Annotated in this window: 17 protein-coding genes; 9 read left to right on the top strand and 8 right to left on the bottom strand. The window is 38.9% G+C overall.

The window, feature by feature from the left end:
* Positions 1-116: 116 nt before the first annotated feature.
* Entirely contained in the window at positions 117-506 is a 390-nt protein-coding gene (gcvH, locus tag GARC_RS16040) for a glycine cleavage system protein GcvH (protein ID WP_007622059.1), read from the bottom strand.
* A 28-nt stretch (positions 507-534) separates the two neighbouring features.
* A complete protein-coding gene (gene gcvT / locus GARC_RS16035) occupies positions 535-1,614 on the bottom strand; it encodes a glycine cleavage system aminomethyltransferase GcvT (protein ID WP_007622057.1) in 1,080 nt (359 codons plus the stop codon).
* Positions 1,615-1,781: 167 nt separating this feature from the next.
* Between gcvT and GARC_RS16030 the strand changes: the two genes are divergently transcribed.
* Entirely contained in the window at positions 1,782-2,636 is an 855-nt protein-coding gene (locus GARC_RS16030) for a LysR family transcriptional regulator (protein WP_007622055.1), read from the top strand.
* Positions 2,637-2,717: 81 nt separating this feature from the next.
* Here the strand turns inward: GARC_RS16030 and GARC_RS27030 are convergent, their stop codons facing one another.
* The 3 genes from GARC_RS27030 to trhA all read right to left on the bottom strand — a co-directional run bounded on the left by GARC_RS27030 (position 2,718) and on the right by trhA (position 4,817).
* Complete coding sequence (locus tag GARC_RS27030; RefSeq protein WP_162832681.1) at positions 2,718-2,888, bottom strand: hypothetical protein; 171 nt, start codon at positions 2,886-2,888, stop codon at positions 2,718-2,720.
* 172 nt (positions 2,889-3,060) lie between these two features.
* The gene (locus GARC_RS16025) at positions 3,061-4,098 is read right to left on the bottom strand and encodes an XrtA/PEP-CTERM system-associated ATPase (protein ID WP_007622053.1); all 1,038 of its coding nucleotides are present in this window, start codon (positions 4,096-4,098) and stop codon (positions 3,061-3,063) included.
* 77 nt (positions 4,099-4,175) lie between these two features.
* Entirely contained in the window at positions 4,176-4,817 is a 642-nt protein-coding gene (trhA, locus tag GARC_RS16020; RefSeq protein ID WP_007622051.1) for a PAQR family membrane homeostasis protein TrhA, read from the bottom strand.
* 277 nt (positions 4,818-5,094) lie between these two features.
* Here trhA and GARC_RS16015 point away from each other — a divergent pair, with 277 nt between their 5' ends.
* The 4 genes from GARC_RS16015 to glnE all read left to right on the top strand — a co-directional run bounded on the left by GARC_RS16015 (position 5,095) and on the right by glnE (position 11,275).
* On the top strand, positions 5,095-7,251 hold the full coding sequence (locus GARC_RS16015; RefSeq protein ID WP_007622049.1) for a DEAD/DEAH box helicase: 2,157 nt from the start codon (positions 5,095-5,097) through the stop codon (positions 7,249-7,251).
* A gap of 31 nt (positions 7,252-7,282) precedes the next feature.
* Positions 7,283-7,927: a DUF2290 domain-containing protein gene (locus tag GARC_RS16010; protein ID WP_226989184.1), complete on the top strand. Its 645-nt coding sequence runs from the start codon at positions 7,283-7,285 to the stop codon at positions 7,925-7,927.
* Between the two features lie 128 nt (positions 7,928-8,055).
* Positions 8,056-8,367 carry a GIY-YIG nuclease family protein gene (locus GARC_RS16005; protein WP_007622045.1) on the top strand — a complete coding sequence of 104 codons (312 nt, stop codon included), beginning with the start codon at positions 8,056-8,058 and terminating at the stop codon, positions 8,365-8,367.
* Positions 8,357-11,275, top strand: coding sequence for a bifunctional [glutamate--ammonia ligase]-adenylyl-L-tyrosine phosphorylase/[glutamate--ammonia-ligase] adenylyltransferase (glnE, locus tag GARC_RS16000; protein WP_007622043.1), 2,919 nt, complete (start codon positions 8,357-8,359; stop codon positions 11,273-11,275). Before GARC_RS16005 ends, glnE begins: the two co-directional genes overlap by 11 nt.
* 19 nt (positions 11,276-11,294) lie before the next feature.
* On the opposite strand, the gene GARC_RS15995 is transcribed toward glnE, so the two are convergent.
* Both GARC_RS15995 and lpxL read right to left on the bottom strand, forming a co-directional pair.
* The gene (locus GARC_RS15995; RefSeq protein WP_007622042.1) at positions 11,295-11,864 is read right to left on the bottom strand and encodes a toxin co-regulated pilus biosynthesis Q family protein; all 570 of its coding nucleotides are present in this window, start codon (positions 11,862-11,864) and stop codon (positions 11,295-11,297) included.
* A gap of 114 nt (positions 11,865-11,978) precedes the next feature.
* Positions 11,979-12,911: an LpxL/LpxP family Kdo(2)-lipid IV(A) lauroyl/palmitoleoyl acyltransferase gene (gene lpxL / locus GARC_RS15990; protein ID WP_007622040.1), complete on the bottom strand. Its 933-nt coding sequence runs from the start codon at positions 12,909-12,911 to the stop codon at positions 11,979-11,981.
* 125 nt (positions 12,912-13,036) lie between these two features.
* Here lpxL and GARC_RS15985 point away from each other — a divergent pair, with 125 nt between their 5' ends.
* The 4 genes from GARC_RS15985 to GARC_RS15970 all read left to right on the top strand — a co-directional run bounded on the left by GARC_RS15985 (position 13,037) and on the right by GARC_RS15970 (position 19,783).
* Positions 13,037-16,180, top strand: a complete 3,144-nt coding sequence (locus GARC_RS15985) for a PAS domain S-box protein (RefSeq protein WP_007622038.1) — start codon at positions 13,037-13,039, stop codon at positions 16,178-16,180.
* 173 nt (positions 16,181-16,353) lie between these two features.
* Complete coding sequence (locus GARC_RS15980; protein WP_007622037.1) at positions 16,354-16,860, top strand: DUF3087 domain-containing protein; 507 nt, start codon at positions 16,354-16,356, stop codon at positions 16,858-16,860.
* A gap of 353 nt (positions 16,861-17,213) precedes the next feature.
* Positions 17,214-19,124: a putative bifunctional diguanylate cyclase/phosphodiesterase gene (locus tag GARC_RS15975; protein ID WP_007622036.1), complete on the top strand. Its 1,911-nt coding sequence runs from the start codon at positions 17,214-17,216 to the stop codon at positions 19,122-19,124.
* An 83-nt stretch (positions 19,125-19,207) separates the two neighbouring features.
* Positions 19,208-19,783, top strand: a complete 576-nt coding sequence (locus GARC_RS15970; protein ID WP_007622035.1) for a thymidine kinase — start codon at positions 19,208-19,210, stop codon at positions 19,781-19,783.
* A gap of 114 nt (positions 19,784-19,897) precedes the next feature.
* Here GARC_RS15970 and GARC_RS15965 read toward each other — a convergent pair whose 3' ends face one another.
* On the bottom strand, positions 19,898-20,491 hold the full coding sequence (locus GARC_RS15965; RefSeq protein ID WP_007622034.1) for a hypothetical protein: 594 nt from the start codon (positions 20,489-20,491) through the stop codon (positions 19,898-19,900).
* Between the last annotated feature and the right edge of the window lie 262 nt (positions 20,492-20,753).

The following is a 20,753-nucleotide window of genomic DNA, read 5'->3' as shown; positions in this document are numbered from 1 at the left end:
ACTACAAATTCCTGATGTGAGTAAAGAGTAAGAACCGTTGAACCAGTGCTCACTCTTTTACGAGAATAATATTTAAATAAGACCTAAGGGCTCTGCAGCCCTTATTTTGAGTGTACTTATTCGTCTTCGATGGTGCCTTCGTATGCTGCAGAGTCGAGTAATCCTTCAACTTCACTAGGATCTTCCGCTTTTATCTTAAATAACCAGCCGTCACCATATGGGTCAGAGTTAACCAACTCAGGTGTATCTCCTAAGTCTTCGTTTACTGCTACAATTTCACCGCTGATAGGTGCATACACATCAGATGCGGCTTTCACTGATTCGGCAACAGCGATATCGTCGCCCGTACCTACCTCAGCGCCTACGTCAGGTAACTCTACAAACACCATATCACCCAATAATTGCTGGGCATGGTCACTAAGACCAATAGTAAACACACCGTCACCGTCTGGGCGTACCCATTCGTGAGTGGAAGCGTAACGTAAATCTGCTGGAGTATTGCTCATGTTGGTTCCTAATAATTATTTAGTTAACTTATAAGACACTTTTGCCATTTCGGACAAAGCTGGGTTTGACCACTTTTACTGTAACCCACTTTTTGCGCATTTCAACTTCAGCGCTATCACCAACTGTTGAAGGTACACGTGCCATAGCAATGCTATGACCTAAAGTAGGTGAAAATGTACCAGAAGTGATTATCCCTTCGCCGCCGGTAACTTGTACTTTTTGACCGGCTCGTAAAACACCTTTGTCGGTCATCACTAAGCCTACTAGTTTATCAGTGCCAGCGGCTTTTTGTTGCTCTAGTGCTTGGCGACCAACAAAGTTTCTGTCGCTGGGTTCCCAGCTAATAGTCCAAGCCATGTTAGCGGCCAATGGTGAAATAGTCTCATCCATATCTTGGCTATACAAGTTCATGCCAGCTTCTAGGCGCAAGGTATCTCTTGCACCTAAACCACAAGGAGCCACGCCTACATCTAGCAATTTTTGCCAGTAATTAGCAGCCTCAGCGATAGGTACCATAATTTCGTAGCCAGCTTCACCTGTGTATCCAGTGGTCGCAATAAATAAGTCTTCGGCTTGCACACCATAAAAAGCTTTCATGCCTGCTACCGCTTCTTTTTGTGCGGCAGAAAATAACTCTGCTGCTTTGCTTTTGGCATTAGGACCCTGCACAGCAATCATGGCGAACTCTGGACGCTCGGTGATGGTTACTTCGAAACCCTTGGCTTGTTTATTTAGCCAGTCCATATCTTTTTCACGGGTCGCAGAATTAACCACTAAACGGTAATTAGTTTGGTCGAAATAATAAACGATAAGATCGTCCACCACGCCACCAGCTTCATTTAACATACCGCTGTATAAGGCTTTGCCTTTATCTTGCAATTTGACTACGTCGTTGGCCAGTAAAAAACGTAAATAGGCCTGCGCTTCGTTACCTGTAATGTCCACTATAGTCATGTGAGATACATCGAACATGCCTGCGTCTTTACGCACGGCATGATGTTCTTCTATTTGCGAACCATAATTGATGGGCATTTCCCAACCATGGAAGTCGACCATTTTGGCCCCTGCTTCCAAGTGTTTGCCATGTAAAACCGTTTTATTCGACATCAAATACTGTATCCGTAGTTAAATAATGTGGGAATTATAGTTACAGTAATGGAGCACGACAAATTGAAATATTTAATCTTTACATTTACATTTCTTATGAATAATCGAATAATCATTTAAAAGTCTTATTTAAGAGGCTTTTTTAAAAACAATGTTGATTAGATCATATGAAACAACTTTCTTTGGATAACCTGCGCACATTTGTCACTGTGGTGGATTTAGGTGGCTATGCAAAAGCAGGCGAAAAGCTTGGTTTATCGCAACCTGCAGTAAGCTTACAAATAAAACGTTTAGAGCAACAATTGTCGAAACGTCTTTTTGCAAAAAAAGGGCAAAGACAGGTAGTTAACCAAGATGGCGTAAATTTATATAAAACAGCACTCACTATGCTGGACTTAAACGATGGAATCTTTCGGCAATTTCAACCAACCTCTTTGAAAGGAAGACTACGGCTGGGGATCCCCAGTGAATTTGCCACCACTTTACTACCTAGTATTATTGGCGAATTTGGCAAGTTATATCCTGATGTATCTCTAGAAGTCACTTCAGCATTAAGTAAATCCTTGCTTGAGGATGAGAATCTCAGTGGTTTTGATCTTGTTTTGGCATTAGTCGACCCTGGTACTGAAATCAACGGACAAGAATTATTAATTGATGAGTTAGTTTGGGTAGGCGATCGTAGCTTAGCAAACCCCCAAGCAATGTTATCGTTAGTTTTGGCACCTGATGGCTGTGTATATAGAAGCCGAGTAATCAATAAGCTAAAACAGCAAACTCAGCAGTGGCGGATCAGTTATACCAATGCAGATCTAAGTGGCATTACAGCCGCCATTAAACAGGGCTTAGGGATCAGTGCGTTGGCTAAGAGTAGTGTCCCAAAACAATTAGATATTATTCAGCATAAGCATCTGCCTGATTTAGGCTCGATAAAGATATGTTTGTTTTTTGGATCGTCTCAACATCCCCAAGCCAGCGGTAAATTAGCAGAGTTTATTCAGTCAAGATTAGTGCAATCGAATTGATATGGTATCTCTAAAACAAAAAACCGCTGGTTATTGTTTAAAATAAACAATAACCAGCGGTTTTTACAATATGCTAATTAGTTAGGCGACTTGCTTAAATATAATTAAGGCTACGCAACTAACCAATAACAAAAGAGACAACATTCTCTTACTGTACTTTCCATGATAATAAGCTTTACGTCGTTCCTTGAACATTGGTCCATCAGGGTATAATCCCGATGCTTGCCTTCTTTCACCAATTATACGTTTCATAGAACACCCCAAATGGAACAAATATACTAAAGGTTAATTTTGTATAGTTATTGTACGATATAACCTTCGGATAAGATCTTAACCTTTTAGTTCATTTATTTCATCGGCTTTTTTATCAAAAACTTAACTCAATTTAAAATAAAGCGAAATTTTTGTTGTTATTTAGCGGTTTTTACTCATCATCGGACTTCAATCGAACGTAAGTTTTGTATTTTTTTTGTAATAGACGGTCGATATAGCGAGTAAGCTTAATTTTTTGGCTGATCGCGTTATCTAAAGCATCCACTAATTCTGTGAGCATGGTTTTATAATACTCTACGTCTTTAACTTGCCCATCATCAGTAGCAGCATCAAGAATGCCTTTAGCCGGTGTTTGAGTTTGAGCTTGTTTCTCTGGTAAAAACATTTCCTCAGACACTTCTTTGATCACGTTTTCAACGGCTTCTTCATCTAAGGTTTCTAATTCCTCAAGAAAACCAAAAAGCAAGATCCTGTCCATCAAAGTATTAATTTTTCTTGGTATTCCATGAGTGAATTGGAAAATTCGGTCGTATGCTCCCGCTGAAAACAACGCCCTACCATCCCAACCAGCGTGTTGCATACGATATTCAATATAGGCTTGGCACTCCACATCCGTTAAAGGCGCCAAATGGCAAGACGCCACAATGCGTTGTCTAAATTGCTCCATATTTGGCGCACGAAGAATAGGTTGTAGCTCTTCCTGCCCCAGCAAGAAGCTTTGCAACAATGGTTTACCCGCTGCTTGAAAGTTAGACAACATACGCAATTCTTCAATGGTTTCTAAAGGTAAGTTTTGTGCTTCATCAACCAGTAACAATGCTCGCTTACCTTCTTTGTGCAATCCCATCAAAAAAGCTTCAAGATCATTCAAAATATCAGACTTGGTACTGCCTTTGACTGGCACATTAAATTTGCTAGCGACCATTTTCACCAATTCATCAGGTGACAATTTTGGCGACACTATTTGTGCAGCAACGATATCTTCCTGCATGTTATCTAATAAACTGTTGGCTATGGTAGTTTTACCTGTACCTATATCGCCAGTGATAACAATAAAACCTTCAGCTTGAGACAAACCGTATTGCAAATAAGACATGGCACGTTTATGCCATTTACTACCAAAAAAGAAGCTAGGATCGGGAGTCAATTGGAAGGGTTTAGAAGTTAGTCCGTAATAATTTTTATACATAATAAAAAGTCACTTGATCCTAGGAGTTTTAGCAATATGATTAAGCTAGCTTAAGCCATCTGCCTAGGGCATAGCAATTAAATAACGTAACTATAAATAGTCAAAAAATGGCAAAAGCAACCCGCCGCAACAAACAGATGCCAAATGGCATGAGTAAACTGGATTTTTTTAGCCGCATAAAAAACCACACCCACAGTATAACAAAGGCCTCCCGCTAGCAGTAAATAAAAGCCTGTTGTTTCCAAAGAATTGTACAAAGGATAGATAAAAAATATCGCCAACCAGCCCATCAATAAATACGTCACCAAAGACAACTTAGGAAAACGATTGTTGGCAAAACACTTAAACAAAATACCTGCAATCGCAATAGACCAGATCAACACCATAGCAATTAAGCCCACTGTGCCACCCACAGCTACGACCATCAAAGGAGTGTAAGTACCTGCTATCAATATATAGATTGCGCTGTGGTCAATAGTCTTTAATACTTGCTTTAAATCAGCTCGACTCACACCATGATAAAGCGTTGAAGAAAGAAACATCAACATCATCGAAAACCCATAGACCACACAAGCTACTTGCCCGTATATGCCATCGACTCGCAACAACATAAGTACCAAACCAATAAAGGCAGCAACAAACCCCAAGCCATGGGTTGCAGCATTTAAAGTTTCTTCAAGTGGCGAGTAAGGGCGAACAGAAAGCTTGGTAGAGGTCATGAATTATGATCTTAGGTAGCAGGAATTGCAGTGTATAATTTGAGCGTACACTTGTACACTGGATTTAGTCTGTTAACTAACTCTGTTGATGTTTTGGATTAATTTGAAGCTTAAAGTTTATGAGCGACTAAGCAACAATAAAAAGTAATAATTTCTGCACTGTTAACTATCGAACAGATTGTCTAGAATGGGATATGAAATTATAACGTCGAATCTAAGAGTACTAACCTGCTAAGCTTAGCAGTCGTAAGGTTTACTCTATAAATATGGAGGACAAATGGTCACAATAGTACAAGGCGCCACAAAGAAACCTGTTTCAGCTCAAAGGCTCGTAACACTATTTTCTGAATTAAATGAATTAGAAGGGTTTCTTTATATTGGATATCCCGTAATCGGCACCGCTGAAGGCCCTTATCCAATTGATGCCATCTTTGTATCTAAACAAACAGGCCTGATAGTATTCAATCTCGTCGAAGGCGTTGAGTTAGGAGAGTTCCGTGAAACTCAGGATGACAGTGTAAACAAGTTAGAATCGAAACTTAGGTCACACAAAAGTCTGATGCAGGGGCGACAGTTAAAAGTAACGATTACTCCTGTAACATTCGCACCAGCAAAAGAAAACCCGCAAGAATTCACCTCGGATGATTACCAAGTCTGCAATGAAGAAAACATGCGAGCATTTATACTCTCATTGAAATGGGAGACACCAGAGTACTTCAAATCTTTGCTAGCAATTGTGCAAGCAATTTCTACAATTAGAAAAGGTAGAAAAAAACGAGTTCCATTGAAGCCAGATTCTCGTGGGGCTAAACTTCAAATGCTTGAAGACTCTATTGCGAACCTCGATAATCTACAAGGTCGAGCTGTAATTGAAACAGTACAAGGTGTTCAACGAATAAGGGGATTAGCTGGATCGGGTAAGACTATTGTCTTAGCATTGAAGGCTGCATATTTACACGCACAACATCCAGATTGGAAAATTGCAGTTAGCTTTCATACAAGGTCTCTTAAAGGTCAATTTAAGAAGTTAATTAATACATTCGTAATTGAACAAACAAATGAAGAACCAGATTGGGAAAATTTAGAAATATTGCATTCTTGGGGCTCTCCAGGAGGAGGCTACAACAATGGGATATATTATAGTTTCTGTAAGCACAACGAAATTGAATATCTAGATTTTAAGGCTGCTAAAAGTAGATTCGCTTCTAATAAAGAATTCGAGGGAGTTTGTAAGAAAGCACTAGATGAAGTTAATTATGCTAAACAGATATACGACGTAGTTTTAATCGATGAGGCACAAGATTTCCCTCCTGCATTCCTTAAAATGTGTTATGACTTGCTGAAACCTGAAAAACGGCTCGTTTACGCTTATGATGAACTTCAAAACCTTAGTTCTCAATCTCTTCCATCTCCTGAAGAAATATTTGGTTTAGATACTCAAAGTAAGCCTTTAGTAACGTTTGAAGCCTCTCAGCCTGGCCAGCCTCAACAAGACGTAATCTTAGAAAAGTGCTATCGAAACTCTCGGCCTCTACTTGTTACTGCTCATGCACTTGGTTTCGGAGTTTACAGGCAACCGCCTCCTAACATTACAACTGGTTTAGTACAAATGTTTGATCATGAAGAACTGTGGAAAGAGGTTGGATATGAAGTTTCTGAGGGGCAACTTGCCGCCGGTAAAAGAGTCGTATTGCGGCGCACAGAAAACAGTAGCCCTAAATTCCTTGAAGATCACTCCCCAATAGAGGACTTGATTGAATTTAATATTTTTAACACACTAGAAGAGCAAGCACAGTGGCTAGCTGATTCAATACAACAAAATTTAGCAGTTGATGAACTTAGACCAGACGACATAGTTGTTATTAACCCCGACCCACTCACAACAAGAAAAGCAGTAGGCCCAGCAAGAAAAATTCTTTTTGAACGAAATATAAACACGCATTTAGCAGGAGTAGATACTTCTCCAGATGTGTTTTTTGATTCTGACAGTGATTCTGTTGCATTTACTGGTATTTATAGAGCAAAAGGTAATGAAGCTGGAATGGTTTATATAATAAATGCGCAAGACTGCTACTCATCATTTGGTAGCATGGCTAAAGTTAGAAACCAATTATTCACTGCCATCACTAGAAGTAAAGCATGGGTAAGAGTACTTGGTGTAGGGCCTATGATGGCCGCTCTAAAGGAGGAATTTGAAATGACAAAAAACAACCAATTTCAATTGGATTTCACTTATCCAACAGAAGAACAGAGGCAACACCTAAACATAGTAAATAGAGATATGACAGCCGCTGAAAAAAATGCAGTTAGAAAAAAACAAGAAAATCTTACTCAACTTTTAAGTGATTTGGAGTCAGGTGCAGTTTTTGCCGAAGATTTAGGAGTAGAACAGTTAGAAAGGTTGAGGAATTTATTGTCAAAAAAAGAAGTATAGAATGGTTTCGCCCCTAAAAATAAGACAGCAATTGGAAACTCTTACTGCAGATCTAATAGGATTAAGTCTTTGCGATAAACAAAATTTTCCATCTATAAAGAGATTTCCAAATCAGATAACTGAAGTTGGGTTAGCTAATGTTTCAGATTTAAGCCTAGTTCTTAAGAATATCAGCTATGACAAAATATACGCTGAATTAGAAAAATCACATGCATACAATTTAAAAATGATTGACGGTGCCCTTATCCAATTAATGTATCGGTATAAAGACGATTCAATTGAAACCCATCGCTTGGCTTTTTTCCCATCCCCCACACTAGAGGAGTTTCAAAATAATCCTGAAATATATTTAGAAGATGAGATTTACGCCGATGTATCAAATAAAAACGTTGTCCCCTTTCCAATTAGGTTTGACTTCGACTGTAGAGTAGACATAGCCGTACCAATTGAACATCCGAGGTCGCATCTTACTTTAGGCCAATATAAAAATTGCAGGATTCCGGTCAACTCAGCATTGACCCCACACGATTTCTTATGCTTTTTACTTCGCAACTTTTACAATACTGCATTTCAAAAGTACTTCAATGAGATAACCCAATTTGATGATTGCTTTGAAGACTCATTATTTGGCGAAGAACAAATTGTTTCAAGAATTATCATAGGAAAAGTTGTATAACTTGAGCAATTCCCCATGTTCGTTTCAACCATGCAGGGATCCCTGCTCTAGGGCATACCCCACTAGTCGAAATCCCCTCATCATGTACAATCCCTCTCCTAAAACAAAAACTATCCTAGGGTAAAGCAGTGTCCCAATGGTACATCTACATAGTCGAAAACAAATTAAGCCAATACTACACTGGCATTTGTACCAGCATTGAACGACGATTTGCGGAACATCAGTCCAGCGGTCCTAAATGTGCTAAAGCGTTAAAAGGCAAAGGCCCACTCACGCTGAAGTTTAGTTGTGAGGTGAATAGCCATTCAGAGGCATTAAAGTTTGAAATTTGGATTAAAAAGTTGAATAAAGCCAACAAAATAAAATTAGTTAACAACAACCTTTGTGATGCTCCCATACAAAATATGCTGCAGGATGAGGATATTGAACATGAAGAATAGCCCCGCAACACCACTGCCTGAAGAATTAATCGCTCTTGGTAACGAGCGCTGGCAAGAAATCCAATCTCATGAACAATTTTCCGCTCATTTTGAATCGTTTGAAGAACACATTAAAACGGCCTTTGCTCTGAGCGATTTTATCTTCGAGCAATGTCTAAAAAATCCGCTCTGGTTAGTTGAGTTATTGCTCGAAAAAGTACTGTTTACTGAGCAGGTTGATTACCAAGACAATCTTGTACAGCTATTGGCTCAGGTTGATAGTGAAGCAGTTTTACAACAAAAACTCAGACAATTTAGAAATTTTCATATGCTGAGGATTGCTTGGCGCGACTTGCTCAATATGCAATCGATTGAGGATTCATTAGCTCAAGTGTCTGATTTAGCACGGCAATTAATTACCCAAACGAACAGTTGGTTATATCAATTTTTACAGCCCCAATTTGGCTTACCTGAGGGTGAGTTGGGTCCACAACCTATGTTAATTTTGGGTATGGGAAAATTAGGTGGAGATGAACTAAATTTTTCTTCAGATATAGATTTGATTTTCACATATCCAGCTCAAGGCGTCACTTCAGGCGGAAGAAAGTCGATTGAACATCAGCAGTTTTTTACCAAGGTAGCTCAAAAATTAATTACTGCATTGGATCAAATAACAGCTGATGGTCAAGTGTACCGAGTGGATATGCGCCTGCGGCCATTTGGTGACAGTGGTCCACTGGTGATGCATTTTGATGCTATGGAAGATTATTACCAAGAACAAGGCAGAGACTGGGAACGTTATGCGATGCTAAAGGCATCTATCTTAAATGTACCTTGCCCGTATACACAGCAGTTGTCAGCTATTCTACAACCTTTTATTTATCGTAGATATCTGGACTTTAGTGCCATTGAGTCGCTGCGCAGTATGAAATCGATGATTGAACAAGAAGTGCGCAGACGTGGCCTAACCAACAATATTAAATTAGGTGAAGGTGGGATCAGGGAAGCAGAATTCGTAGTACAAAGTTTGCAATTAATAAACGGTGGACGAGAACCAAGCCTGAAGGTTCAGAGCTTACAATTAGCACTCTCAGAGCTAGTCAATTTACAAATATTACCCACCAAAAGCGCCAAAGATTTACTACAGAGTTATTTATGGCTGCGAAAAATAGAACATTGTTTACAACAGTTTGCCGACAAACAAACACAAGTTTTACCCAACAATGACACGGACCAAAAACGACTATTAACTGTGTTAGGCATCAATGATTATGAAGATTTTATGCAACAGTTGGCGCAGCACTGCGGTTTAATCCACCAGCAGTTTTCGTTACTGGTCAAAGACGATCCCGCATTACAAGATGATGTGGCAGATGAACAACTACAAGGAGCGAAGGATCTTTGGCAGTTACAACTTGATGCCGAAGAAACCCAAAGTATACTAAATCATTGGCATTTGGCAGATGAAGTACCCACTTCAGATATTACCATTGGCAAAGATGTGTACCAACAAATCAGCGGATTTAAACAAGATTTAACTAGCCAACGAATTGGTCAGAGGGGCCTTACAACACTAAATAATCTGATGCCGGTGATTATTCATAAAATCCTTAGCTATTCAGCAAAGGATCACGGTGAATTGTTTAGACGGGTATTCACTGTGTTACGTGCCATATTGGGGCGTACTGCTTATCTGCAGTTATTATTTGAAAACCAAGCGGCATTGTTCCACTTAGTTAAATTATGCGCGGCTAGTCCTTGGGTGACAGAACAAATTGCGCGTTTTCCGCTGTTATTAGATGAGCTACTTAATCCCATTTCACTTTATCAACCAGTGGCCTTTAATCAATATGCTGATGAACTACGCCAAGCGTTACTGCGCGTAGAGCCTGAAGATTTAGAACTGCAAATAGAAACCTTACGACAGTTTAAACTCAGTCAACAATTAAAAATCGCGGCTTCCGATATTTCCAATGCTTTGCCAGTTATGCAAGTCAGTGACCATTTAACCTATCTGGCCGAAGCTATAATTGTCCAAGTTGTTGACATCGCATGGCAACAAATAGTTGCCAAACATGGTGTGCCCGTATGTGAAACCCAAGGCCCTAAAAACATCCAAAATAAAGGGTTTGGGATCTTGGGATTTGGCAAACTTGGAGGCTGGGAGTTGGGTTATGGCTCAGACTTAGATTTGGTGTTTTTACATAATTGCGACGGGCAACAGTTCACTAATGGCAAAAAACCAATTGGAACTAGTGGTTTCTATATCAAACTTGCCCAGCGTATTTTGCATATATTCACCATTAAAACGGGCTTAGGCATACTCTATGATGTGGATATGCGATTACGTCCCTCAGGTAATGCCGGTTTACTGGTATGTCATGTGCACGGTTTTGCGACCTATGAAATGGAAAACGCTTGGACATGGGAGCATCAGGCATTAGGTAGAGCAAGATTTATAACAGGCTGTGGTGAATTGCAACAACGTTTTAGTGCCGTGCGATTAGCTGTGCTTTCAAAACCAAGAAATATGTTGGAATTGGCAGCAGAAGTGGTCTCAATGCGAGAAAAAATGCGTGACCATTTAGCTAAAGGAGATGCTCACAATATTGATTTAAAACAAGACGCTGGCGGTATAGCAGACATAGAGTTTATTGTGCAGTTTATGTTGCTGGCCCACACCAGTTCTTTTCCAAATTTAGCCAAGTGGCCTGACAATGTGAGAATTTTAGCTGACTTAGCAAAGTTATCTCTTATTACTAAAGCTGAAGCGAATACCCTCAACCAAGCATATTTGGAATATCGCAACTATGCCCATCGACTAGCCTTACAAAATGGTGAGTTAGCGGAAATCAATCCATCACTGCTTGATCTGCAAACAAAGGTAAAAGCAATTTGGCACAAATACTTAATCGAACCACTGCAATAGCCCAACTTAAAAAGTCAGTTTACTTGCGGGCTTCTGCGCATTGTTTTTCTAAATACTCAGTTGCTGTTGCGGTAATAACCAGAGATCGTTGTCGAGGACACATGTAAGCTTTGACCTCACCATCAAAGTTAGCATCTATGGCGTTGGCAATCATGGTTAAACTACCTAAAATGGAGTCATCAAGTTGAAAAGGGTGTTTGACAATAAAGTCTTGATCAAGCTCCCAAATCACCTGCATGCCCTCTGACTGAGCATAATCGGTAATCGCACTTCGAAGTGTACTTCCGGCCTTGAATGTACGATGTTTGTGCTCACCTACCCATCTTCCTGATATGGGTTTTTGTAGGCTTTCCATTTTTTGCAAACGCTCGCCTAAGGGCTTATCTGAGGTTTTCACCTCCATAACGAAGTCCCCGAGTCCTTCTTCGCGAGGATGGCGAGAAGACAAACGGTAATCCGCATAAAAATTACTCATATTACTTGAGATACTTTTTTTGCCTGAGTTACCTTCTGGTAGTACAGCCGATTCGTTGCTTTGTTGCATAATAATAACTACAGCCGCAATCACAATGATCATCAGTGCCAGCATTATATGCTTCAACCAAAATAAAGAATTAGAAACCTGTTTAGTTTTTTTCATTACACATTTTAACTATTGTTGAACCTCAGTGTTACCTTTAAACATATGTTAACTTCATTCATATCAATCATATAAAGAAGGATCATCAGCATTAGGTCTGGTCTTAAAACGCTTATGCATCCACAAATATTGTTCTGGTGCGATCATGACCATTTTTTCAATCATTTGATTAATACGTGTCACATCATCTTTATCGTCACCTGAGGGGAAGTTCTCCAGTCCCGGCAATGCAATAATTTTGTAACCCTTATCTGTTCTAATGGATACTAAGAATATTGTTTCGCAATTGGCCTGCTTAGCAAATAATAATGAGCCTTTAGTTGTTGCTACTTCTGGGACAGCAAAAAACGGTGTGAATTCACTTAAAGCGCGACCATAATCTTGGTCAGGCAAATAGATACACAATTCGCCGTCATCTAACGCATGGATCAACCCCCTTACGTTACGTTTGTTTATCATATATTTATTGGCTCGATTACGCCCATAATACTGCATATATTCCATTAACCGATTATTGTGCTTGCGGTAAAACACCACAGATGGATATTGATGCCCTAATATTCGACTAGCAAATTCGAGACTCATATTATGAATAGCGTAGGCCAACACACCTTTTCCTTTGGCCAAAATAGCTTCAATATGCTCGTAACCTTCAAACTCGGCATGACGATCTACCCGCCAAGCAGGCCACCACCACCCCATGCCGGTTTCAAGTATTGCCATACCAGCATTGTCTAAATTCGCCTTTAACATTGCCGCTTGTTCTTGTGCACTCAAATCAGGAAAACACAATTCAATGTTACGCTTAGCAATGTGATAACGTTTTTTAGCTACGACTTTAAGTAATTTACCCAGCAACTTACCTATATATTGCTGTATTTTGTAGGGTAACCAAGAAATGCTATACAGAATTAAAATGCTCAACCAAGTTAACCAATATTTAGGTAGGAAAAACGCGATTTCAAACTTAGGAGCGACTACTTTTTTTGCTGACAAACTGATCTCCGACTAATTTATTAGTTGTATTCTAATACGGAAAGCCAATTGGCAACATGAAAAAAAATGCTAAGCTGAATTGTCTTTACCCCTGTAAAGACAATTCGCAGCAGATGGGAGATGTCATGGAATATAACAAAACAGCAATATCAAATGACCAAACGATCGAAGAACTGCAGCGATTACAAGCTATTTTAGATTCAGTAACAAGTGCGGTTTTTGAAATTTCTGTAAAGGGCAATATTCTTTTTGCCAATCAAGCTGCCGTAGATATTTTTGGCTATACACTGACAGAACTCAAACAAATGTGTTTCGATGATTTAGTGCCCGACAGATTTAATCAAGGGTACCAAAAACACCTGGAACAATTTATTAATAACGACCGTGAACGCACCAATAGAGAGAATGAAGCTTTCCCTGGGTTACATAAAAATGGTCAAGAAATTTGTGTGACAATCAATTTAAAGCCATCACCAAATAACCAACAAAATTCAGTTATAGCGACTATATCTGAATCATCAAAATTAAAACGTACTCAAGAGCAACTAAATAATAGTAACGAGCGCCTGATGATCGCCAAAGAGGCATCACAAGTAGGCGTATGGGAATTTAACGTTGAGACTGAACAACTCATTTGGGACGAACAAATGTTTTTGCTCTATCAACATGATCCCAGCACCTTTAGTGGCACGGCCTCTGAGTGGCGAGATGCAGTGCACCCAGACGATAAAGAAGAGATATTTAAGGCATTACAACGAACCACACAAGAAAATAAAAAATTTGATGCCACCTTCAGGATACTAACGCCAGATAAGCAAATACGTTATTTAAAAGCTTATGGACACGCGGTGTGTGATAACACAGGTAAAGTATTTAAAGTCATAGGTGTTAACTACGATATGACTGAAAACTTTATCGTTCAAGAAAACCTCAAGCAAAGCCTAAAAAGTAATCAAGTGCTTGCAAAAGTTGCTGAAGAAACAATTAACGCAGTCGTTTTGACAGATGAACAAGGCAAAATCACTTGGGTTAATAAGATGTTTACTCAAATCAGTGGATACCGATTGGACGAAGTTAAAGGTTTTACTCCCGGTTCTATATTACAGGGTGTAGATACTGCCCCTCAAACAATAAAAAATATCCGCGCTGCACTGACTAAAAAACAAGGATTTAACGCTGAAATTTTAAATTATCATAAAAATGGTACCCCTTATTGGTTGCGAATTAATTGTAAACCGTTACATGAGAAAAAGCAGCTCATTGGATTTATGGCCATTCAAACCGACATCACGGAAGTCAAAAGGCTTGAGCAAGAGCGACAGTTACAACAAGAGCTATTAGAACGCACCGGAGACATGGCAAAACTTGGAGGTTGGCAACTTGATTTATTAAGCAATCAGGTTATTTGGTCTGATGTTGTGTATAACATTCACGAATTACCCATTGGTTCAGTGATTGACTTAAAAAATGCCATTAACTTTTATGCACCTGAATCGAGACCTAAAATTGAACAGGCGATTGCCTTAGCAATAAAAGACGGCACTCCATGGGACATCCAAACCGCTTTTATCACAGCCAAAGGCAATAATATTTGGGTGCGTTCTGTGGGTTATGCTGAGTTTACTAACGGGGTGGCAACGTCTCTTAGAGGAGCTTTTCAAGATATCACCGAGCTTAAGCATGCAGAAGAACAAGCTAAAGAGGCAAGTCGAGCAAAAAGTGAATTTTTAGCAAATATGAGTCATGAAATTCGTACACCTATAAATGGCATATTAGGTATGAACGATTTACTTTTGAATTCAAATCTTGACGAAAACCAACGTCACTTTGCACAACTAGTCAAAATGAGTAGCCATTCATTGCTGCACTTAATTAATGATATTTTAGACTTTTCAAAAATTGAAGCTGGCAAACTCGATATTGAAATACAGGACATTAATTTATATGCATTACTAGGCGACATAATTGACTCTATGGCAGCCCGTGCCCAAGATAAACACCTTGAACTAGTATTAGATATTGCTCCAGCTTTGCCTAGATGGATAAAAATAGATCCATACAGAGTAAAACAAGTTTTGAATAACTTACTGAGTAACGCCATTAAGTTTACAGAAAAAGGAGAGGTTATATTAAGAGTCGAGAGCACTAGCAACGAATTAATAAAATTTACTATTATTGATACAGGAGAAGGCATAGCCGAAGACAAACAAACACAGTTGTTCACGCAATTTATGCAGGTTGATAGTTCAAATACTCGTCAGCATGGTGGAACCGGTTTAGGTTTGGCCATTAGTAAACAGTTAACTGAGAGAATGGGAGGACAAATTTCTGTGCAAAGTGTTTGGCAGCAGGGTTCTACTTTTTGCTTTACCGTAAAATCTGAACCCTCTAGCCAATCAACACCCCCAACAACTCAGGCTATGCTTGCCCCTTTACGATTGAAAAAGCTACTTGTTGTAGATTCTCACAACAGTGTAAGACAGTCAGTGCTGAATATTCTAACGCAGGGGGAAATAGAAGTAGTAGGTGCGAGTAACGCGCCAGAAGCTATCAAGGCTTTAAGACATGCATACGATTCTCAACAATCTTTCGATTATATATTGATTGAATTAGCACTACTGGGTATGGATGGCATAGAGCTAAGTAAAGCAATACGGGCGGATAAACGTTTTTCTAAATTAGAAATAATTTTAATGACCGCGCAAGTTGCGGCAGTCAATAATAGTCAACCCCCAGAAATAAAAATCAGTGGATATCTTGGCAAACCATTTAAACCCGACTCCCTGATTTCTGTACTCATTAAACCACAATATACTCAGGCCCCAGTTCGTCAACGGGAATTACGTAAAGCTAATCCATTAGAGACGCCCGCTCACAAAAAACCTAATATATTGATCGTTGAAGATAACTATATTAATCAGCAAATTGTTATAGAAATGCTGAAATCACTAGATTGTGATTACCACCTTGCGGGAAATGGTCAAGAAGCGCTAAATATGCTCAGTAACCATAACGGATCATTTGATTTAATTTTAATGGATTGTCAAATGCCATTAATGAATGGTTACGATGCAACCAGACACATTCGCGCCACCGAACATCAACAGTTTGATAAAAACATCCCAATAATTGCATTAACTGCCAATGCAATGAAAGGTGACGATATTAAATGCTTCGAAGCGGGAATGAACGACTACTTATCAAAACCTTTTTTATCTGAACAATTAGCAGAAATCTTACATAAGTGGGTATTTGTTGATAGGCGATGATAGAACTATGACGTGAATTAGTGCCATTATGATAGAAAGTGGCGACTTTATTAGAGTGCTAATTTAATGTGAGGGCAGTATCCGCAGATACATAGCCCTGCAATTTTAGTTTCCAAAGCCTATACTATCGGCCTTTGGATCTTATCAATTTATAATTATACCTTTTGGAAAACATGCAACTCATTAAAATTAATAAAGTACGTTATCGCCGCCACCTAAACCTGGTAATAGTTGGATGTATTGCAGCTTTGGTAATAGGCAGCTTAGCTATCTCTCAGACACTTATTGCTTTATTTCCTGATGAAAGTGGCAGCCATTTTAATTGGAACTTATTAGGTGTTGTTATTGCCAGTGTGACTATTGCTTGGTTACTTAACAAATACCGTACTCACAACTTTATGGCCGAAGTTGTATACGTATGGGAGCTAAAACAATGCCTCAATAAAATAAACCGCAAAATGCCTAAGCTCAAAGCAGCTAGTCGCGAAGGAAACGCCGACGCGTTATTGGCCATTCATTTTAGTTATGCAGGTTCACGCTTATTGTGGCAACTAGACGATAACACTATAGTTATGGATGAGTTAGTTATTCAACAAACAGAGCTTGATAACATAGCCGCCAAGTTTAATTTAACGCTAAATGCAGATGATTACGATCCGCGTATTTTAAAACAATTTTAATGCCTGCAGAATAATTTTTTCAATTACCCTTAATATAAACTCACTATCGATGTCACTGTTCATAGTACTGGTTCAATTAAAGGAAACAAATCCTACAAAAATCTTCGTCTGTAATACCATTCTATAAATTAAACTAGATTAATTTAGGAATATTATTAAAATGTTCTTTATGATATCAATGACACCCTAAATTTTATATCTTAAGTGTTATCATTAGTGGTTCGATTTTCATAAGGTATGATTATATCAAAACCGACATAGCTATCCAAAGGGCCTCTAACTTAGATGCCGCTAAATTGTTGTATGATAATGGCTCTTCGGGGATCCTCATTAGTGCCCTCGCTAGCAGTATAATGATATTTGGATTTAGCGATGTAAGTACCAATCCATATCAGCTAACTTGGTGGTTTTCCATCAACGCAATATTGCTGCTGCGGATGTGCGATTTAGCCCATTGGAACATAAAAAGTAGCAAATCACCCTCTTCAGGCTTATTGGGTATACAACGTTATGCTACTGGGTGTATTGCTACAGCTACTGCTTGGTCTTTATATGTGGTGATTTATTTTAGCCCAGCTAATAATGTTGACCTACTATTCCCGATTTTAATAATATGCTCATTGGCAGGCAGTTCTGCCTCTTTTTTAGCTGCTAGCCGCTTTATCGCTATCAGTTACTCAATGATTTTATTGGTTCCTATCTCTGTAATGGGGTTAGTCTCAGAGATACCACATAGACAAGCACTTGGCATACTGGGGTTGACCTTTGCCTTGGGTATGGTATTCACTTGCATTAGAGCGACGCGCTTTACGTCAGGCGCTATCTACCAAAAAAACCTCAATGAGATGCTTGTTAGAGAAATGGAAGACGAGAAAAATCTTGTTGCCCAGACTAATCAAGAATTAGAAGTCACCTCGAGTGAGCTAAGCCTAGTTAATATTAATTTAGAAGACGAAGTCAAACGACGAACCGAGGAAATATACCGCCTCAGCAACGTTGATCCCTTAACTCAATTAGTCAATCGTAAAGCCTTTACTTCTAGCCTTGAAGCCTTGATAGAACTGTCAATTGTCAATGATAGCCCTTTGGCATTATTGTTTATTGACCTAAATGGTTTTAAGAAAATTAACGACACTATGGGCCATATTGTCGGTGATAGTGTGTTAGTGCAAGTCACGCAAAGGATCTCAGCTTTTTCAGAAAATAACAGTGCCGGGCGATGGAATGGTGATGAATTTTTAGTGGCTTTACCATACAGCGATCAAGACTCGGCTATGTCTATTGCTAAAGCTATCGCGACTAGCATTGCCCAACCCATTTATGTGCATGGTAACGAATTACACCTATCAGCATCTATCGGCATTGCAATGGCCCCAGCACATAGTTTGTCAGCAACTGAACTTATTCAACTCGCTGACTTAACCATGTGTGAGCAAAAACGCTCTGGTAAAAAACGCCCTCGTTTGTTTTCCAATGATTTGAAAGAAAAAATTACTGCATCACAAATGATATTAGAAGGCCTGCAACATGCAATAGAGAGAAAGCAGTTCTATTTATGTTACCAGCCAATCCTGACAGCAAAAGATAATGTATCTTTTGCATTTGAAGCCTTATTGAGATGGAATTTTAACGGCAAGCTTATTGGCCCTGATGTTTTTATTCCTTTAGCCGAAAAGTCTGGCCTAATTAAAGAAATAGGTGCATGGGTATTAAACCGTGCTTGCATGGATGCAAATCATTGGCAATTCAATCAACAAGCCGCGGTATCGGTTAACGTATCGGTTATTCAGTTAATGGATGATGGCTTTATTAGATTGTTGGATAACTGCCTTCGTAGCAGCGGACTGGCACCTGAACGGCTACATTTAGAGGTAACTGAGTCCACCTTTGTTGAAAACAAAGTCAAAGTTCGCCAACAATTAGAACAAATTCAAGCACGCAACATAGACATATCAATCGATGACTTTGGTACTGGTTATTCATCATTATCGCAGCTCCAATCTTTACCGGTTAATTATGTAAAAATAGATAAGTCATTTGTAGATAACATAGAGGGAAAAGGCGAAGCTATTATTAGAGCCACCCTATTTATCGCCCGCGAATTACATTACAAAACTATTGCTGAAGGAGTTGAAACAAAAGATCAAGCCGCTGCCCTGTCAGCCATGGGAGTTGATTACCTGCAAGGATATTATTTTGCCAAACCAATGAAAAATGAAGACTTAATTGTTTGGCAAAACCCCATCACTAGTATTTTTTCATAAACGTGCCCTGACTTTCCATTGATGATTTTAATTTGTCTCTAATCAGGGCAAAATAACGGCTTTTTTAATGAGACAACATTTTTATGGCGCAACTCTACTTTTATTATTCGGCGATGAACGCTGGAAAATCCACTTCTTTGCTGCAATCTGCCTATAACTATGCCGAAAGAGGTATGAATGCTGAAATTTTCACTGCCGCCTTAGATAATAGATTTGGAATAGGCAAAGTCGCTTCTAGAATAGGACTTGTGTCTGCAGCGCATCTTTTTACTCCAGAAACTAATATGCAATCGGCCGTAGAAGCGCTATTAGCAAAGGGTAAAGTAGATTGTTTATTTATTGATGAAGCGCAGTTTTTAACTAAGCAACAAGTCCAACAGCTAATTTATGTTGTAGACAACCTCAATATACCTGTATTGGCATATGGCCTACGCACTGACTTTTTAGCAGAAACTTTTGAAGGCAGTCGTTATCTTTTGGCCTGGGCTGACAAAATGATAGAGTTAAAAACCATTTGCCATTGTGGCCGAAAAGCGACATTTGTGGTTAGGATAGATGAGAATGGACAAGTAGTTAAAGAAGGCGAACAGGTAGAAGTAGGCGGAAATGATAGATACGAATCGATGTGCCGGCAGCACTTTGCAGAACTTGTTTGGTAGTTAACCAGAGTGCTGGTTACTCCCAACTCAAACTAATTCTTATCAAACCACAAAAAAGCAAACAGCCATCACTGTTTGCTTTTTAAATAACGCTTAATTTTCTAACAGTTTTGCCTACTCTGCAGATTTTTCTGTTATGTAGCTGATGACTTTAGACGCATCACGTGATTCAAAGAATTCGCCTAAGCTTTCTCCAGCACATGTCACGTTCTCGGCATCTAAAACTTTATCCATCACTTCTTTTCTAGTCAAACCTAAACGACCAACTTGGCTGCTTACAGCGCGTTTAAACAAACCAACATTATTTGTTACCGCAGACTTACAGAAGTTCTTATAATTTGTGTCACCTACAAATTTATATTTACTAGTTGATGCTGTTTCAACTTCAGCGTCAACGCCTGTTAAATAATTAGCCACATCTTGTGAGCCACGTGATTCAGAAAATTCAACTAAACTTTGACCGGCACATTCGAAACTATCTGCACTGGTTAAAAGCATTAACATTTTGCTTTTGCTAACGCTTAAACGAAAACCATGTTGCCTAACGTTCTTTTTGAACAAACCTAAATCGTTAGTAGCAGCTGCTTGACATAGTTCAGCATATTGAGTGTCACCAACAAACTTAAAGTTGTCAGCACTTCTTAATGATGCGCTTGCGTTGAATGATAATGTAGCGGCACAAATAGTCGTTAATAGTAATTTTTTCAAAATAACACCTCAGTAATTTAAATTAGTTAAAAATGGTCGGTGAGTTTGTTGCCTCAACCTGATGAAACCAATAGTAATTAAATTACAAAAATATGTTGTTTTTTTTCTGATCACATTTGATTAATTAATTGTAAAGAATACGAAAAGCAGCAGGGAAATAAAATAAACCATTGTTTTAAAACAATATAAATTTAATTTATATGTCATTAGTGAATATTAATATATTAACTAGGTATAGCACGACATGTAATTTAATTACAAA

This window comes from Paraglaciecola arctica BSs20135, from assembly GCF_000314995.1.
GTDB lineage: Bacteria > Pseudomonadota > Gammaproteobacteria > Enterobacterales > Alteromonadaceae > Paraglaciecola > Paraglaciecola arctica.
Note: the sequence above shows the minus strand (reverse complement) of the source record. Positions and strands in the feature narration are given on the sequence as shown.

What these genes read in the sequence shown, in the direction of transcription:
- gcvH (WP_007622059.1), bottom strand. Translation starts at nt 506, where the DNA reads ATGAGCAATACTCCAGCAGATTTACGTTACGCTTCCACTCACGAATGG.
- gcvT (WP_007622057.1), bottom strand. Translation starts at nt 1,614, where the DNA reads ATGTCGAATAAAACGGTTTTACATGGCAAACACTTGGAAGCAGGGGCC.
- GARC_RS16030 (WP_007622055.1), top strand. Translation starts at nt 1,782, where the DNA reads ATGAAACAACTTTCTTTGGATAACCTGCGCACATTTGTCACTGTGGTG.
- GARC_RS27030 (WP_162832681.1), bottom strand. Translation starts at nt 2,888, where the DNA reads ATGAAACGTATAATTGGTGAAAGAAGGCAAGCATCGGGATTATACCCT.
- GARC_RS16025 (WP_007622053.1), bottom strand. Translation starts at nt 4,098, where the DNA reads ATGTATAAAAATTATTACGGACTAACTTCTAAACCCTTCCAATTGACT.
- trhA (WP_007622051.1), bottom strand. Translation starts at nt 4,817, where the DNA reads ATGACCTCTACCAAGCTTTCTGTTCGCCCTTACTCGCCACTTGAAGAA.
- GARC_RS16015 (WP_007622049.1), top strand. Translation starts at nt 5,095, where the DNA reads ATGGTCACAATAGTACAAGGCGCCACAAAGAAACCTGTTTCAGCTCAA.
- glnE (WP_007622043.1), top strand. Translation starts at nt 8,357, where the DNA reads ATGAAGAATAGCCCCGCAACACCACTGCCTGAAGAATTAATCGCTCTT.
- GARC_RS15995 (WP_007622042.1), bottom strand. Translation starts at nt 11,864, where the DNA reads ATGCTGGCACTGATGATCATTGTGATTGCGGCTGTAGTTATTATTATG.
- GARC_RS15985 (WP_007622038.1), top strand. Translation starts at nt 13,037, where the DNA reads ATGGAATATAACAAAACAGCAATATCAAATGACCAAACGATCGAAGAA.
- GARC_RS15980 (WP_007622037.1), top strand. Translation starts at nt 16,354, where the DNA reads ATGCAACTCATTAAAATTAATAAAGTACGTTATCGCCGCCACCTAAAC.
- GARC_RS15975 (WP_007622036.1), top strand. Translation starts at nt 17,214, where the DNA reads ATGATATTTGGATTTAGCGATGTAAGTACCAATCCATATCAGCTAACT.
- GARC_RS15970 (WP_007622035.1), top strand. Translation starts at nt 19,208, where the DNA reads ATGGCGCAACTCTACTTTTATTATTCGGCGATGAACGCTGGAAAATCC.